The organism is Sporosarcina cyprini (genome assembly GCF_022048975.1).
GTDB classification, from domain to species: domain Bacteria; phylum Bacillota; class Bacilli; order Bacillales_A; family Planococcaceae; genus Sporosarcina; species Sporosarcina cyprini.
In genome coordinates this window covers 172301-185144 of the sequence record NZ_JAKMHX010000038.1, presented here as the reverse complement: position 1 = coordinate 185144, position 12844 = coordinate 172301, and the positions used below count along the sequence as shown (strand labels likewise).

At 43.5% G+C, this 12844-nt stretch carries 17 protein-coding genes; all 17 read left to right on the top strand.

Annotated elements, in window-relative coordinates; translation table 11 throughout:
- Positions 1-1329 carry a flagellar protein export ATPase FliI gene (gene fliI / locus L7D49_RS19465; protein ID WP_238084078.1) on the top strand — a complete coding sequence of 443 codons (1329 nt, stop codon included), beginning with the start codon at positions 1-3 and terminating at the stop codon, positions 1327-1329.
- Positions 1329-1781: a flagellar export protein FliJ gene (gene fliJ, locus L7D49_RS19460; protein ID WP_238084077.1), complete on the top strand. Its 453-nt coding sequence runs from the start codon at positions 1329-1331 to the stop codon at positions 1779-1781. Before fliI ends, fliJ begins: the two co-directional genes overlap by 1 nt.
- 1 nt (position 1782) lies before the next feature.
- Positions 1783-2388, top strand: coding sequence for a MotE family protein (locus L7D49_RS20390; protein WP_238084075.1), 606 nt, complete (start codon positions 1783-1785; stop codon positions 2386-2388).
- A 40-nt stretch (positions 2389-2428) separates the two neighbouring features.
- Positions 2429-3715 carry a flagellar hook-length control protein FliK gene (locus tag L7D49_RS19450; RefSeq protein ID WP_238084074.1) on the top strand — a complete coding sequence of 429 codons (1287 nt, stop codon included), beginning with the start codon at positions 2429-2431 and terminating at the stop codon, positions 3713-3715.
- A gap of 2 nt (positions 3716-3717) precedes the next feature.
- The gene (gene flgD / locus L7D49_RS19445) at positions 3718-4362 is read left to right on the top strand and encodes a flagellar hook assembly protein FlgD (protein ID WP_238084072.1); all 645 of its coding nucleotides are present in this window, start codon (positions 3718-3720) and stop codon (positions 4360-4362) included.
- A 15-nt stretch (positions 4363-4377) separates the two neighbouring features.
- A complete protein-coding gene (locus L7D49_RS19440; RefSeq protein WP_238084070.1) occupies positions 4378-4758 on the top strand; it encodes a TIGR02530 family flagellar biosynthesis protein in 381 nt (126 codons plus the stop codon).
- An 84-nt stretch (positions 4759-4842) separates the two neighbouring features.
- Positions 4843-5727, top strand: coding sequence for a flagellar basal body rod protein FlgG (gene flgG / locus L7D49_RS19435; protein WP_238084068.1), 885 nt, complete (start codon positions 4843-4845; stop codon positions 5725-5727).
- Between the two features lie 315 nt (positions 5728-6042).
- A complete protein-coding gene (locus L7D49_RS19430; protein ID WP_184207140.1) occupies positions 6043-6264 on the top strand; it encodes a flagellar FlbD family protein in 222 nt (73 codons plus the stop codon).
- Positions 6254-6682, top strand: coding sequence for a flagellar basal body-associated protein FliL (gene fliL, locus L7D49_RS19425; protein ID WP_238084065.1), 429 nt, complete (start codon positions 6254-6256; stop codon positions 6680-6682). The genes L7D49_RS19430 and fliL overlap by 11 nt, the downstream gene beginning before the upstream one ends.
- A gap of 45 nt (positions 6683-6727) precedes the next feature.
- Positions 6728-7726 (top strand): flagellar motor switch protein FliM, encoded by a 999-nt coding sequence (fliM, locus tag L7D49_RS19420; protein WP_238084063.1) that lies wholly within the window; start codon positions 6728-6730, stop codon positions 7724-7726.
- Entirely contained in the window at positions 7719-8927 is a 1209-nt protein-coding gene (gene fliY / locus L7D49_RS19415) for a flagellar motor switch phosphatase FliY (RefSeq protein WP_238084355.1), read from the top strand. Before fliM ends, fliY begins: the two co-directional genes overlap by 8 nt.
- A gap of 20 nt (positions 8928-8947) precedes the next feature.
- Positions 8948-9310, top strand: coding sequence for a response regulator (locus tag L7D49_RS19410; RefSeq protein ID WP_238084060.1), 363 nt, complete (start codon positions 8948-8950; stop codon positions 9308-9310).
- A gap of 4 nt (positions 9311-9314) precedes the next feature.
- Positions 9315-10007 (top strand): flagellar biosynthetic protein FliO, encoded by a 693-nt coding sequence (locus tag L7D49_RS19405; protein WP_238084058.1) that lies wholly within the window; start codon positions 9315-9317, stop codon positions 10005-10007.
- A complete protein-coding gene (gene fliP, locus L7D49_RS19400) occupies positions 10000-10665 on the top strand; it encodes a flagellar type III secretion system pore protein FliP (protein ID WP_238084056.1) in 666 nt (221 codons plus the stop codon). The genes L7D49_RS19405 and fliP overlap by 8 nt, the downstream gene beginning before the upstream one ends.
- Before the next feature lie 41 nt (positions 10666-10706).
- The gene (gene fliQ, locus L7D49_RS19395) at positions 10707-10976 is read left to right on the top strand and encodes a flagellar biosynthesis protein FliQ (RefSeq protein ID WP_238084055.1); all 270 of its coding nucleotides are present in this window, start codon (positions 10707-10709) and stop codon (positions 10974-10976) included.
- 4 nt (positions 10977-10980) lie between these two features.
- Positions 10981-11757 carry a flagellar biosynthetic protein FliR gene (gene fliR, locus L7D49_RS19390; RefSeq protein ID WP_238084053.1) on the top strand — a complete coding sequence of 259 codons (777 nt, stop codon included), beginning with the start codon at positions 10981-10983 and terminating at the stop codon, positions 11755-11757.
- The gene (gene flhB, locus L7D49_RS19385) at positions 11750-12841 is read left to right on the top strand and encodes a flagellar biosynthesis protein FlhB (RefSeq protein ID WP_238084051.1); all 1092 of its coding nucleotides are present in this window, start codon (positions 11750-11752) and stop codon (positions 12839-12841) included. Before fliR ends, flhB begins: the two co-directional genes overlap by 8 nt.
- Positions 12842-12844: the final 3 nt, after the last annotated feature.

Below are 12844 nucleotides of genomic sequence, written 5' to 3'. Positions count from 1 at the left end.
GTGAAAAAAGCGGGAGAATTATCCGAAGTCATTCCTAAGCTGAATACGTTCAGGAAATACGGCAGGGTAGCACGTGTCGTAGGACTGATGATTGAGTCGCAAGGTCCGGAGAGTTCCATTGGAGATGTCTGTCTCATCCATTTGAATCATAAAGGAAGCGGGGAGTCCGTCATGCTGGCGGAAGTTGTCGGCTTCCGCGAAGAAATCGTGATCCTCATGCCTTATTCCAATATCCATGATATTTCAAGCGGCTGCTTAGTAGAGTGCACCGGCAAACCACTGGAAGTAAAAGTCGGCATGAATTTGATCGGCAAAGTGCTGGATTCCTTAGGAAAGCCGATCGATCAAAGTCCGTTGCCAAAAGGCTTGGCGACTGTAAGAACAGAACAGGAACCGCCCAATGTTTTGAGCCGGAAACCGATAGATGAAAAACTGGCGGTAGGAGTGAAAGCGATCGACTCAATGCTGACAGTCGGTAATGGGCAACGTGTCGGGATCTTTGCAGGTTCTGGCGTCGGGAAGAGTACATTACTTGGCATGATTGCTCGAAATACGACAGCTGATCTAAATGTCATCGGATTAATTGGTGAACGGGGACGGGAAGTTCGGGAATTCATTGAACGGGATTTAGGGCCGGAAGGATTAAAAAGAACAATTGTTGTGGCTGCTACCTCCGACCAACCTGCATTGATGCGCATCAAAGGAGCTTTCACGGCAACAGCCATCGCTGAATACTTCCGTGACAAAGGGATGAATGTCATGCTCATGATGGATTCGGTCACCCGCGTTGCCATGGCACAAAGGGAAATCGGATTGGCTGTTGGAGAACCACCTGCAACCCGGGGTTATACGCCTTCTGTTTTTTCGATTCTGCCGAAATTGCTTGAGCGTTCTGGAACGAATGATAAAGGGGCCATCACGGCGTTTTATACCGTTCTTGTAGATGGCGATGATATGAATGAACCAATTGCAGATGCGGTGCGAGGAATTCTTGATGGCCATATTGTTTTGGATCGTACACTTGCCAATAAAGGACAATATCCAGCCATTAATGTGCTAAAAAGCGTCAGCCGGTTAATGAACCATATTGCCAGCCCAGAACACGTCAAGGCGGCCGAAAAACTTCGAGAATTATATTATACGTACGATAAATCCGAAGATCTTATCAATATCGGAGCCTATAAGCGAGGAACATCGAAAGAAATTGATGATGCGATAGAATACGAGCCACTCATCACGAAGTTCTTGAAGCAAAGCTATAACGAAAACGTGCAAATGGAAGACAGCATTGACGAATTGGTTTCACTTGCTATGGGAGGCGGTATGTGATGAAACCTTATCATTATCGATTTGAAAAAGTGCTCGCATACCGTGAGCAAGAAAAAAACGAAACCGAAGGCGAATATAAGCTGGCTATTGAGGAGTTTGAAACAATAGCTACGGAGCTTTACGACTTGCTGAAGAAAAAAGAGGATATTTTGGATGAGCAGCAGGAAAAAATGGCGACAGGCTTTTTCATTACAGATATCCATCATTATGCACGCTTCATCGATAGCTTAGAAAAGCGGATTGAAACTTTGCAGCCGCTCGTCATGAAAGCCCGTTCCAAAATGGTCTGGTACGAGAACAAGCTGCTTGAGAAGACGATCGAAGTGAAGAAATACGAGAAGATGAAGGAAAAAGATCTCAATCGATATCAATTTGAAATGCAACAATCCGAAGCAAATCGATTAGATGAACTTTCCACTCAGCAATTCACTAGAAAAGAAAATGGGTGGTAATGTGGTCAAACAAACGAAACAAAAGACAGAGGAGTTTTCCACAGGGGAAAAGAAGTCAATCGGCATTTTTCAGGTGTTGCTGCTTTGGGTCTTAATCCCTCTCCTTTTCGCGTCTGCTGTTCTTCTAATCATCGCCAAAGTGGCTGATGTCAATGTGTTCGATAAAGCGGGCGAATGGACTAAATCAATTCCTTTCTTACAGAAGGATGAGGACAAAGAGAAAGCTCAGACGGATCTCGTCTTAGGTGAAAGGGTCGTTTCCCTCCAAGCAGAAATTCAGAATAAAGAAGCGGAATTGACAAAAATCCAAAGCGATTTGGAGAAGGCAAATAAAGATAAAGACAACTTGCTCGCAAAACAACAAGAGTTGCTTGCGGAAATCGAAATGCTGAAGTCGGCTAAAAACGATTCACAAAAAGACATGAAAGAAATCGTTTCGACGTTTGAGAGCATGTCAGCCAAGTCAGCTGCACCGGTAATAACAAAAATGAGTGATGCAGAGGCAATTCAGATTTTGTCAAAACTGAAACCGGACACATTAGCGTCAATTTTAGAGAAAATGTCACCGGAAGATGCCGCGAAGTATACAAGCCTTCTAACGAAATGACGATAGTAAGGGTGGAAGCCTGAAGGGAGGTGAAAAAGAATTGAATATCGGCTCTTTGCAAAATTTATTGGGCGTTACGTCACAACAACTGACTTCATCTCCCGGAACAAGTGCCGGCCAGGGCAGCCAATCATTTGGTTCTGTTTTTGCTAGCGCAACGTCTCTTTCAATCAACAATTCAGTGGGCCAACAAACAGAAGCCGGGAACCAAATGGATGCCATCCAAGCGATATTTAACGCATTGGATCTACCTTCACTTGAAGAGGCTTTGGAAGCGACCAATGGCACTGAAATGACATTACCGGAGAATGGACCGTTCGTTTTTAAGACGATCAAGGAGTTTGCAGATTTACTCTCACTTGATGCAGACAGCCTAATGGGAAGTTTGAAGACATTATTACAAGAAGCAGGTCTTTCAAAGGAAAAGTTGGAACAACTGGATGATGAAACACCATTATGGACGCTAATCGGATTCGTGGACGAAGTGGCTCCCCGTTTTTTTGCAAATTTATCCGACTCTCTGTCTCAAGCGACAAAGAACGTGGAGGGCGCATCCTCAATTCAGGTTTTAACTTTGTTAAAAGCGTTTGAGATTGTTGCTCCGAAAACAGACATGGTTCTCTCACAAGAGCAAAAACTAGCCAGCCTGCAATTTAGTTTGTCCCAATCGGGAACTCGGATTACGGAGACTCTCGAAAAAGGTTCAAACAATAAGGTTGAATTCATGCATCTGATGCAAAAAACACAATCTATTCGTATCTTGACAGATTCAAGCCAAAGTGAACAGCCGAAGGATCAGTCGAATTCTCAAAGCAAATCCGAGCAGCCAGTTCATTCTGCTCATCAGGCTGTATATCCAACGGTCTCCAAGAGTGAAACGGTGACAGTTCAGACTGGGCAAACGCAGGAGAATCGAAGTGAGACACTGATGAAGGAAATGCAATTACTTTTCAAGAGAGCCAACTTTGGTCAAGCCGGCGGTTCAAATAGAATGCTGATCAAGTTATATCCTGAGCATCTGGGACAAATTCGAATTGAACTACATGAAACGAATGGCATTATTTCTGCGAGAATTCTTGCTTCTACAGCACTTGCCAAAGAAATGTTGGATAGCCAGATGCATCAATTGAGACATGCATTCAATCAACAGAACGTTCAAGTGGATCGTATCGATATTACTCAATCGGTTCAGGAACCGACAAAAGAACGGGAACAAGCTTTCAATGAACAGTACAAGCGCGAACAGCAAGGTGAGGATAGCAAGAACGAGCAATCAACTGAAACAGAAACCTTATTTGAGGAATATTTAATCGAATTGGAGGTGTAACAGTGGTAGAACAGAAACCCATTACGGAATCGATGTTTTTAATTAACAAACAAAGAGATCAGCGGAAAACAGGACCTGGCACAATGGATAAAGACGCGTTCATGAAAATCCTTATCGCCCAGCTACAAAACCAGGACCCGACCAATCCAATGAAAGATAACGAATTCATTGCTCAAATGGCTCAGTTTTCTTCCTTGGAACAGACGATGAACTTAGCAAACTCATTTCAAAAGTTTGCAGAATCTCAAAATCAGTCTCAGTTGATTCAATACAACGAATTTGTTGGTAAAAATGTTCGTTGGCATGAGCTTACGGATAAAAAAGACGAAGACGGAAAGCTGATTGTCAATGAAGGAACAGGCGTTATCAAATCCTTGAAATACGTAAATGGATCGGTTGTATTCACGATGGCAGACGGCAAGGAGCTGACACCTGGAAACATTTCAGAAATTATGTCTGGCGGAACTGGCAGCAATAGTTTAGTGGAAGCGAGCCTGCTGATTGGCAAGACAGTCGGATACATGGATGGGGAAGAAGAAAAGACTGGCGTTGTCACGTCTGTCTCGAATAAAGAAGGAAAACTGGAATACATTTTAGCCGATGGTAGCCGAATTGACGGAAATAGTTTCGTCTCCATCAGCCAATAGAAAAGGGGCGATCGTATGGATCAACTAAACATCCATCGCGTTCCATCTCAGCCGTTCATCCGCCAAGGAAAGTCGTTACAGCCTGCACCAAGTCCGAAGCAGTCATTCTTGGAACAGCTTAATGACGCCATTCAAGCGCAGCCGTTAAAAATTAGCAAACATGCCAGCGAAAGATTGCGTGATAGGAACATTCACATTACGGATGCCGAATGGGCGCAAGTCACTGAAAAAGTGAATGAAGCGAGGCAAAAAGGTATCAAGGACTCACTGGTTCTCATGGACAAAGCCGCGCTAATCATCAGCGCGAAAAATGCAACAGTCATCACGGCTATGGATCGCATGGAAGCGAAAAATCAACTCTTCACAAATATTGACGGCACGATTGTGCTGAACTAAGGCAGGACCTCCAAAAGAGGATGCCATCGTACTGCCGACCGACAGAGGCAGCTACAACTTACAATCCGAGAGGGGAAAATAAAGATGTTACGATCGATGTACTCAGGAATTTCAGGGCTTAAGAATTTCCAAACGAAGCTAGATGTGATTGGTAATAATATTGCGAATGTCAATACTTATGGGTTTAAAAAAGGACGAGTGATTTTTAAAGATTTAATTTCACAGACTGTTGCTGGTGCCTCAAGTGGGAATGCATCACGTGGTGGTGTTAATGCGAAACAAGTTGGCCTTGGTTCGCAAATTGCGGCGATTGACACTCTCCACACAGGAGGTTCTACACAATTTACAGGGAATACGTTAGATTTAGCGATTGCTGGCGATGGTTTTTTTCAAGTTGGTGAGATGTCTGGAACTACTCTTGGTAACGTTCAGTATACAAGGGCAGGAAACTTCTATATGGATAACAAAGGGTACTTAGTTGATGGAGGCGGAAAATATTTAGTCGGAGTTGGAGGTTCAACTACAGGTACTTATGCTCCAGTTACTAAAGATGATCTCATAACTGCACCAACGGTTGGAGCAACACCAACTTATACGCAAATTTTAATTCCTACTACAGCACAAAGCATGAGCGTGGCACAAGATGGTGCAGTTTCATTTGTTGATGAGGATGGTTTTTTAAGATACGCGGGACACCTTGTTCTTGCGAAATTCCCAAACCCTGGTGGTATGGAAAAAATAGGTGGTAATTATTTCCAAAAATCTTCTAACTCTGGGGATGCAACAGTGAATATCCCTACACAAAGTGGTATAGGAGATCTTGAATCAGGTTTCCTTGAAATGTCCAACGTCGACTTATCCGAAGAATTCACTGAAATGATCGTTGCACAGCGTGGATTCCAGGCGAATACGCGGATTATCACGACTTCAGATGAAATTCTACAAGAGCTTGTTAACTTGAAACGATAATTTCAGTCTATCTACTAATTTATCGTAACTTGATTGAAGCCACATGCGGCGGCTTCCATGGGCAGTGTAGTCCTTCATTAAAATCGAAGGTCGCGTGGTTCCCTTGCGTAAGCCACCGCATTGGGCTGAAATCAAACAAAGAGTGTTTGCTTGGTTCCGATAACCTGTTCAGCCTGGTTAGCCCAGCTGAATTACTAATTTTTTCAAAAAGCTTCTCAATGAAATTATTAATTTTTTTATATACTACTAATCAACTAACACTTATAATAGGTATAAAAGGAGGGTCGGGCCGGCTCTGCGCCCGGCCCCTTACATATGATACAAGTCACACGATTGAACGGCACGACGTTTACGTTGAATGCACTGTACATAGAGAAAGTCGAATCGTTCCCCGATACGACGATCACGTTGACGACCGGCTCTAAGTATGTCGTCCTCGATCCGATAGACGAAGTCAATCGCCGTATCATCGCATTTTATCAGTCGGTTCAGCTTTTATCGAATCCGCACATCCGGGGGGAAGAAGATGAAGAATAAAGCACTTACGATCACCTTGATCATTTTAGTTGTTATTACACTTGTTGGGATTGTCGGCCTCATTCTCGCTTTGCAATTTAATAAAGGCGCGAACGGACCAAACGAACCATCGATTGATCAAATCATTGAAGCGTCTGTCGATGTACCTGAAATTACGACGAATCTATCTGGCAGCCAGTTTATTCGCATTTCATTAAAAATCCAAACGGATAACAAAAAAGCCGCGGAAGAGTTGGCAAAACGTGATTTCCAAGTGAATAACATCGTCATTCAGGAACTCTCTGAAATGACTCCTAAAGATCTGGAAGGCAAAGCCGGGAAACAGGCTTTTGAGGACTCGATCAAATCACAATTGAACCCGCTTATGCAATCGGGGGAAATTGAAAAAGTATATATCGTTTCCTATATCATCCAGTAAGTGTAGGATGGATTTGTTGAAGTAAGTACCGGGGGAGGTGGCCTTATGTCGGGAGATATTTTATCCCAAAGTGAAATTGATGCTCTGTTGTCCGCGTTGTCAACAGGGGAAATGTCGGCGGAAGACATGAAGAAGGACGAAGAAACCCGGAAGGTGAAAGTGTATGACTTTAAGCGTGCTCTTCGGTTCTCTAAGGATCAGATCCGCAGTTTAACGAGAATTCACGAGAATTTCGCCCGGTTGTTGACGACTTATTTTTCTGCTCAGTTGCGGACCTATATTCAAATTAATGTCGCCTCTGTCGATCAGATCCCTTTTGAGGAGTTTATCCGTTCGATTCCGAACATGACGCTGATTAATATTTTTGAAGTTCCCCCTTTGGAAGGGAATATCCTTATGGAGGTCAATCCGAATGTTGCCTATTCCATGCTGGACCGATTAATGGGAGGCATGGGTGAAGGACCGGGCAAAGTGGATAATATGACCGAGATTGAAACGAAGATTTTGACGAATCTATTTGAACGGTCATTTGACAATTTGCGGGAAGCCTGGTCAGGCATTATCGAAATTGATCCGTATTTGACCGAAATGGAAGTGAATCCTCAATTCCTTCAAATGATTTCACCGAATGAAACGGTCGTGGTCATCTCGTTCAATATCCAAATTGGCGAATCTAGTGGAATGATTAATATTTGTATTCCGCACGTTGTCTTGGAACCAATAGTGCCAAATTTATCGGTTCGTTATTGGATGCAAACAAATAAGAAAGAACCATCACCGGAACAGAGCCAGCGTCTAGAGAAACGGTTGAAGCAGGCGACATTGCCGGTTATTACCGAGCTGGGTCAAGGAACAATCTCTGTTGAAGACTTCCTCTATTTGCAGCAAGGGGATGTCATTTCGCTGAATAGCAAAATTGACGATCCGCTTACAATAAAGGTTGGCGATTTGCCGAAATTCATTGGTCAGCCAGGGCATTTACGGAAACGTATGGCTGTCCAAATAATAGATACATGGAATGGAGGGGATGAAGATGATGAGTGATAATATTCTTTCTCAGGAAGAAATCGAAGCTCTGCTCAGAGGAGAGCCCTTGCCGTCTGGTGACGAGACAAAGGATTCCCCGGCAGATATTCGTACCGAAGATCATTTAAGTGCAATTGAACAAGATGCGTTAGGCGAAATCGGAAATATTTCATTCGGCAGTTCTGCCACCGCGCTATCCTCCTTGCTAGGACAGAAGGTAGAGATCACAACGCCTTCTATTTCCGTCATCGACCGTTCCATATTGGAATCGGAATTCATTCATCCTTATGTTGCGATCCAAGTGGAATATACAGAAGGCTTGAATGGAATCAATCTACTTGTCATTAAACAGAGTGATGCGGCTATCATCGCTGATTTGATGTTAGGTGGAGATGGACTTAGCCCGCAGGAAGAATTAAATGAGATTCATTTAAGCGCGGTGCAAGAAGCGATGAATCAAATGATGGGATCCGCCGCGACTTCTATGTCGACGGTCTTTAATAAAAAGGTGGATATTTCTCCGCCAACGATCGATTTGATGGATGTTCAGGCAGATGAGGGGATGGAACATATCCCAGATGAAAATCCACTCATAAAAGTTTCATTCGAATTAAAAGTCGGCACCTTAATCGATTCGAATATTATGCAATTATTCCCGCTCGATTTCGGAAAAAAATTAGTAGGTTCCTTGCTGGACGACAGTTCGAATGATGAGGCGGCTGCAGCAGTGGAAGCACCGGCAAGACCAGTGCAACATGAACAGCCGTATGTTCAGCAACAGCCGGGGTATGAGACAGCTCATGACCCGTTTCCATACCAGCAGGATCAGCAAAGCATGCCTAGTTTTGGACAGCCCGCAACACAATTGCCGCCACGGCAGCATAGCCCACAGCCGCAAGTCCATGTCCAACAGGCTCAATTTGCGAATTTCGAGACACCTTCGTTAAGCCAATCGGAATCGAACAATTTGAATATGTTGCTTGATATTCCGCTAAATGTGACGGTCGAACTTGGCCGCACGAAGCGCTCTGTGAAGGAGATTCTTGAATTGTCGAGCGGTTCCATTATCGAGCTGGATAAGCTGGCTGGAGAACCGGTTGATATTCTTGTTAACAACCGGCATGTTGCCAGAGGAGAAGTCGTTGTCATCGATGAAAACTTTGGCGTGCGGATCACAGATATTTTAAGTCAAACAGAACGATTAAATAATTTACGATAGAATCTAGGAGGCTCCCTTACATGAGTAAACGTATTTTAATAGTAGACGACGCTGCTTTCATGCGCATGATGATTAAAGATATTTTAACGAAAAACAATTTTGAAGTTGTCGGTGAAGCAGCCGATGGCGCACAAGCGGTTGAAAAATATTTTGAACTAAAACCGGATCTTGTCACGATGGATATTACAATGCCCGAAATGGATGGAATCGCAGCGCTAAAGGAAATTAAAGCAAAGGATCCGTCTGCTACCATCATCATGTGCTCAGCTATGGGTCAGCAGGCGATGGTTATTGATGCAATCCAAGCGGGTGCCAAAGACTTTATCGTTAAGCCGTTCCAGGCAGACCGGGTAGTCGAAGCAATTCAAAAAGCCTTAGGATAAACGAATGAAGAAATCAGTCATTTTCCGTTTGTTATCAGTGCTCTTGCTTGTTGCCATAGTTTACATTCATGACGAATCAACCACAGTAGTAGCGGCGTCCGATTCTAGCAAATTTGTCTCGGATTACTATGGTAAAAATACTGGACAAGACGAAAAACCTGATACCGAAAATGAAAAATCAGCTGCTAACCGTCCGAAAGGCGGGGCAGCTGATGGTACGTCTTGGCTCGATTTTGGCAAGACACTAGTCGCCTTTGTTTTCGTAATCGGTCTGTTATTCGCCTTGTTGAAATTCATTAACCGCAAAAATAAAGCCTATCAATCAAATAAATTAATGAAAAACTTAGGCGGCTTGGCATTAGGCCAGCAAAAATCCATCCAACTTGTAACCATCGGGGACGCCTTCTATATTGTAGGTGTTGGCGAAAATGTTGAGTTGCTCAAGGAGATAACAGATCCTGATGAGATCAACCGTCTTCAACAATACTTCAAGGAAAGTGATGATTTGCCGACTGATGGATTATTAGACCGCCTCTTCTCAAAGGCATTTAAGAAGGTGGCACCATCAACCTCAAAAGAGGCGGAGGGCACGAGTCAGTTTGGACAGCTTTTTTCTGAGCGGATTGAGCAAATGAAGGCGGAAAGAAAGCAGCATATCAAGCGGTTGGAGGAAAAGGAGAGCAGAAAAGATGAATGAGTTTGTGCAATTCTTCTCGGATAGTAATCCGGAAAATGTTTCAACATCCATCAAAATGCTCCTTTTGCTCACAGTTCTGTCTTTAGCGCCGGCTATTCTTATTCTAATGACATCATTTGCAAGGATCATAATCGTTCTATCGTTTGTCAGGACGGCACTAGCCACGCAGCAGATGCCTCCGAATCAGGTGCTTGTCGGTCTAGCCATGTTTTTAACTTTCTTCATAATGGCACCGACTTTTCAGCAGGTGAATGAAACCGCTTTGACTCCACTGTTCAATGAGGAAATTACATTGGACGAAGCATATGAAAATGCGAGCCTGCCTTTTAAGGAGTTCATGAGCAAGCATACAAGGCAAAAGGATCTGGAGCTATTCCTCCGATACAATGAAGCGGAACGTCCTGAAAAGATGGAAGACATCCCGCTTACTATGCTCGTTCCGGCATTTGCACTTAGTGAACTGAAGACGGCATTCCAAATGGGATTTATGATATTTATTCCTTTTCTCGTGATTGACATGATTGTGGCGAGTGTTCTGATGTCCATGGGTATGATGATGTTACCGCCTGTCATGATCTCTCTTCCTTTTAAAATATTACTTTTCGTCTTAGTCGATGGTTGGTATTTAATCATAAAATCGTTGTTGCAAAGTTTTTAGCGAAATGAACTGATAAAACAGGAGTAGTCAGGAGGGTCCATATGTCGGGAGAAATGGTCATTTCCATCGCCGAACGCTCGGTTTGGGTCATCCTATTGGCTTCAGGCCCATTATTAATAGTCGCGCTGGTGACGGGTTTGCTCGTCAGTATTTTCCAGGCGACGACGCAAATACAGGAACAGACCTTGGCGTTTGTCCCAAAAATCATAGCAGTCCTTGTCGCCATTATCTTTTTCGGCCCATGGATGTTATCACGTGTTACCTCGTTTGCTTCCGATATATTTGATAACCTGACTCGGTTTATCGGGTGATTGAATGGAACAGTTTTTACCATCCATCCCGTTGTATCTGTTAATTTTGACGAGAGTATCAGCATTTATCTTAACCGTTCCGTTATTTTCATATCGTGCGATCCCCGCTACGCACCGCATTATTTTTGCAGCGCTGCTCGCATGGATGATTGTCTTTACGATGGATGTTCCGCCGATTGAAATCGATGGGGCCTATTTTCTCCTCGTTATGAAAGAAGCAATGGTCGGTCTGTTTATCGGGATGATCGCCTATATTGTGATCTCTGCCATACAGATTGCCGGAGGATTCATCGACTTTCAAATGGGGTTTGCCATCGCAAACGTTATCGACCCTCAAACCGGCGCTCAGTCGCCTTTACTCGGGCAGTTTTTCAACGCACTTGCGCTGTTGTTGCTGCTGACGCTGAATGGCCATCATATGCTGCTGGATGGCATTTTTTATAGCTATCAATTCATAGCGGTAGATCATCTGGTGCCAGCATTTGGGGATGAACGATTAATCGAATTCGTTGTCAAAACGTTTGCCATGACCTTTGCCATCGCTTTTCAAATGTCCATCCCGATTGTCGCCACTCTTTTTTTAGTGGATTTGGCACTTGGTATTACGGCACGGACAGTTCCTCAATTAAATATTTTCGTAGTCGGTTTTCCAATCAAGATTGGGGTTAGTTTTCTAGTTCTTGCTACAATGGCTGGCGTTATGATTGCCGTCATGCAGAAGTTGTTTGAAGTAATGATGTCCTCCATGCGTGGGTTGATGATCATTTTAGGAGGTGGCTGATTTGTTGCTGCGGCTCGATTTGCAATTTTTTGCCGGTGAAAAAACAGAAAAAGCCACGCCTAAGAAGCGTCAAGACTCTAGAAAAAAGGGACAAGTTCTAAAAAGCCAAGATGTGACAAGTGCCATCGTATTGCTGTTTGTTTTTCTCTTTTTGTTTTTTGCTGCCGGATTTATGAGAGACCATCTTTTTGTTTTTTTTGAACACACCTTCAATGAATACATATCCATTGATCAATTGGATCATGAGGGTGTCATGCTCATCTACTTGCAAATGGTAAAGCAAATGGCTTACATTCTCCTGCCTGTCATGTTAATTGCCGTGATCGCAGGAGTTGCAGGGAATCTGGTCCAGTTCGGTCTGCTTTTTACAGGGGAACCGTTGAAGTTCGATCTAAAAAAAATAGATCCTATTAAGGGCCTAAAAAGAATATTTTCCGTCCGAGCATTAGTTGAACTACTGAAGTCATTATTAAAAATATCGTTTATCGGCTCGGTCACCACCTTCATTGTCATGATGAACATTGACAAAGTCCTTGGGCTTGCATTCAAGACGCCCCACGATACACTCGTAACGGTCGGACAACTAGTGGCTCTTATGGGGATCGTCGCATCATTTGTTTTATTATTCATATCGGTTTTGGACTATTTTTATCAAAAATATGACTACGAAAAAAACCTTCGCATGTCAAAACAAGACATCAAGGATGAATATAAAAATACGGAAGGCGATCCCATTATCAAGTCTCGCATCAAGCAGCGCCAGCGTGAAATGGCGATGAGGCGTATGATGCAGGAAGTTCCAAAAGCGGACGTCGTCATTACGAACCCGACCCATTACGCAATTGCATTGAAGTATGATGACAAGGATATGGATGCGCCGGTCATCGTAGCAAAAGGCGTTGATTTTGTTGCTCAAAAGATCAAATTGATTGCCAAAGAACATGATATTGTCATGGTGGAGAACAGGCCGCTGGCACGGGCTCTATACGATGAAACGGAGATCGGGGACCGCATTCCGGAACAATTTTTTAAGACGGTCGCCGAAATATTGGCCTATGTATACCGGATACAACGCAAAATATGAAAT

What these genes read in the sequence shown, in the direction of transcription:
- fliJ (WP_238084077.1), top strand. Translation starts at nt 1,329, where the DNA reads ATGAAACCTTATCATTATCGATTTGAAAAAGTGCTCGCATACCGTGAG.
- L7D49_RS19440 (WP_238084070.1), top strand. Translation starts at nt 4,378, where the DNA reads ATGGATCAACTAAACATCCATCGCGTTCCATCTCAGCCGTTCATCCGC.
- flgG (WP_238084068.1), top strand. Translation starts at nt 4,843, where the DNA reads ATGTTACGATCGATGTACTCAGGAATTTCAGGGCTTAAGAATTTCCAA.
- L7D49_RS19430 (WP_184207140.1), top strand. Translation starts at nt 6,043, where the DNA reads ATGATACAAGTCACACGATTGAACGGCACGACGTTTACGTTGAATGCA.
- fliL (WP_238084065.1), top strand. Translation starts at nt 6,254, where the DNA reads ATGAAGAATAAAGCACTTACGATCACCTTGATCATTTTAGTTGTTATT.
- fliM (WP_238084063.1), top strand. Translation starts at nt 6,728, where the DNA reads ATGTCGGGAGATATTTTATCCCAAAGTGAAATTGATGCTCTGTTGTCC.
- fliY (WP_238084355.1), top strand. Translation starts at nt 7,719, where the DNA reads ATGAGTGATAATATTCTTTCTCAGGAAGAAATCGAAGCTCTGCTCAGA.
- L7D49_RS19410 (WP_238084060.1), top strand. Translation starts at nt 8,948, where the DNA reads ATGAGTAAACGTATTTTAATAGTAGACGACGCTGCTTTCATGCGCATG.
- L7D49_RS19405 (WP_238084058.1), top strand. Translation starts at nt 9,315, where the DNA reads ATGAAGAAATCAGTCATTTTCCGTTTGTTATCAGTGCTCTTGCTTGTT.
- fliP (WP_238084056.1), top strand. Translation starts at nt 10,000, where the DNA reads ATGAATGAGTTTGTGCAATTCTTCTCGGATAGTAATCCGGAAAATGTT.
- fliQ (WP_238084055.1), top strand. Translation starts at nt 10,707, where the DNA reads ATGTCGGGAGAAATGGTCATTTCCATCGCCGAACGCTCGGTTTGGGTC.
- fliR (WP_238084053.1), top strand. Translation starts at nt 10,981, where the DNA reads ATGGAACAGTTTTTACCATCCATCCCGTTGTATCTGTTAATTTTGACG.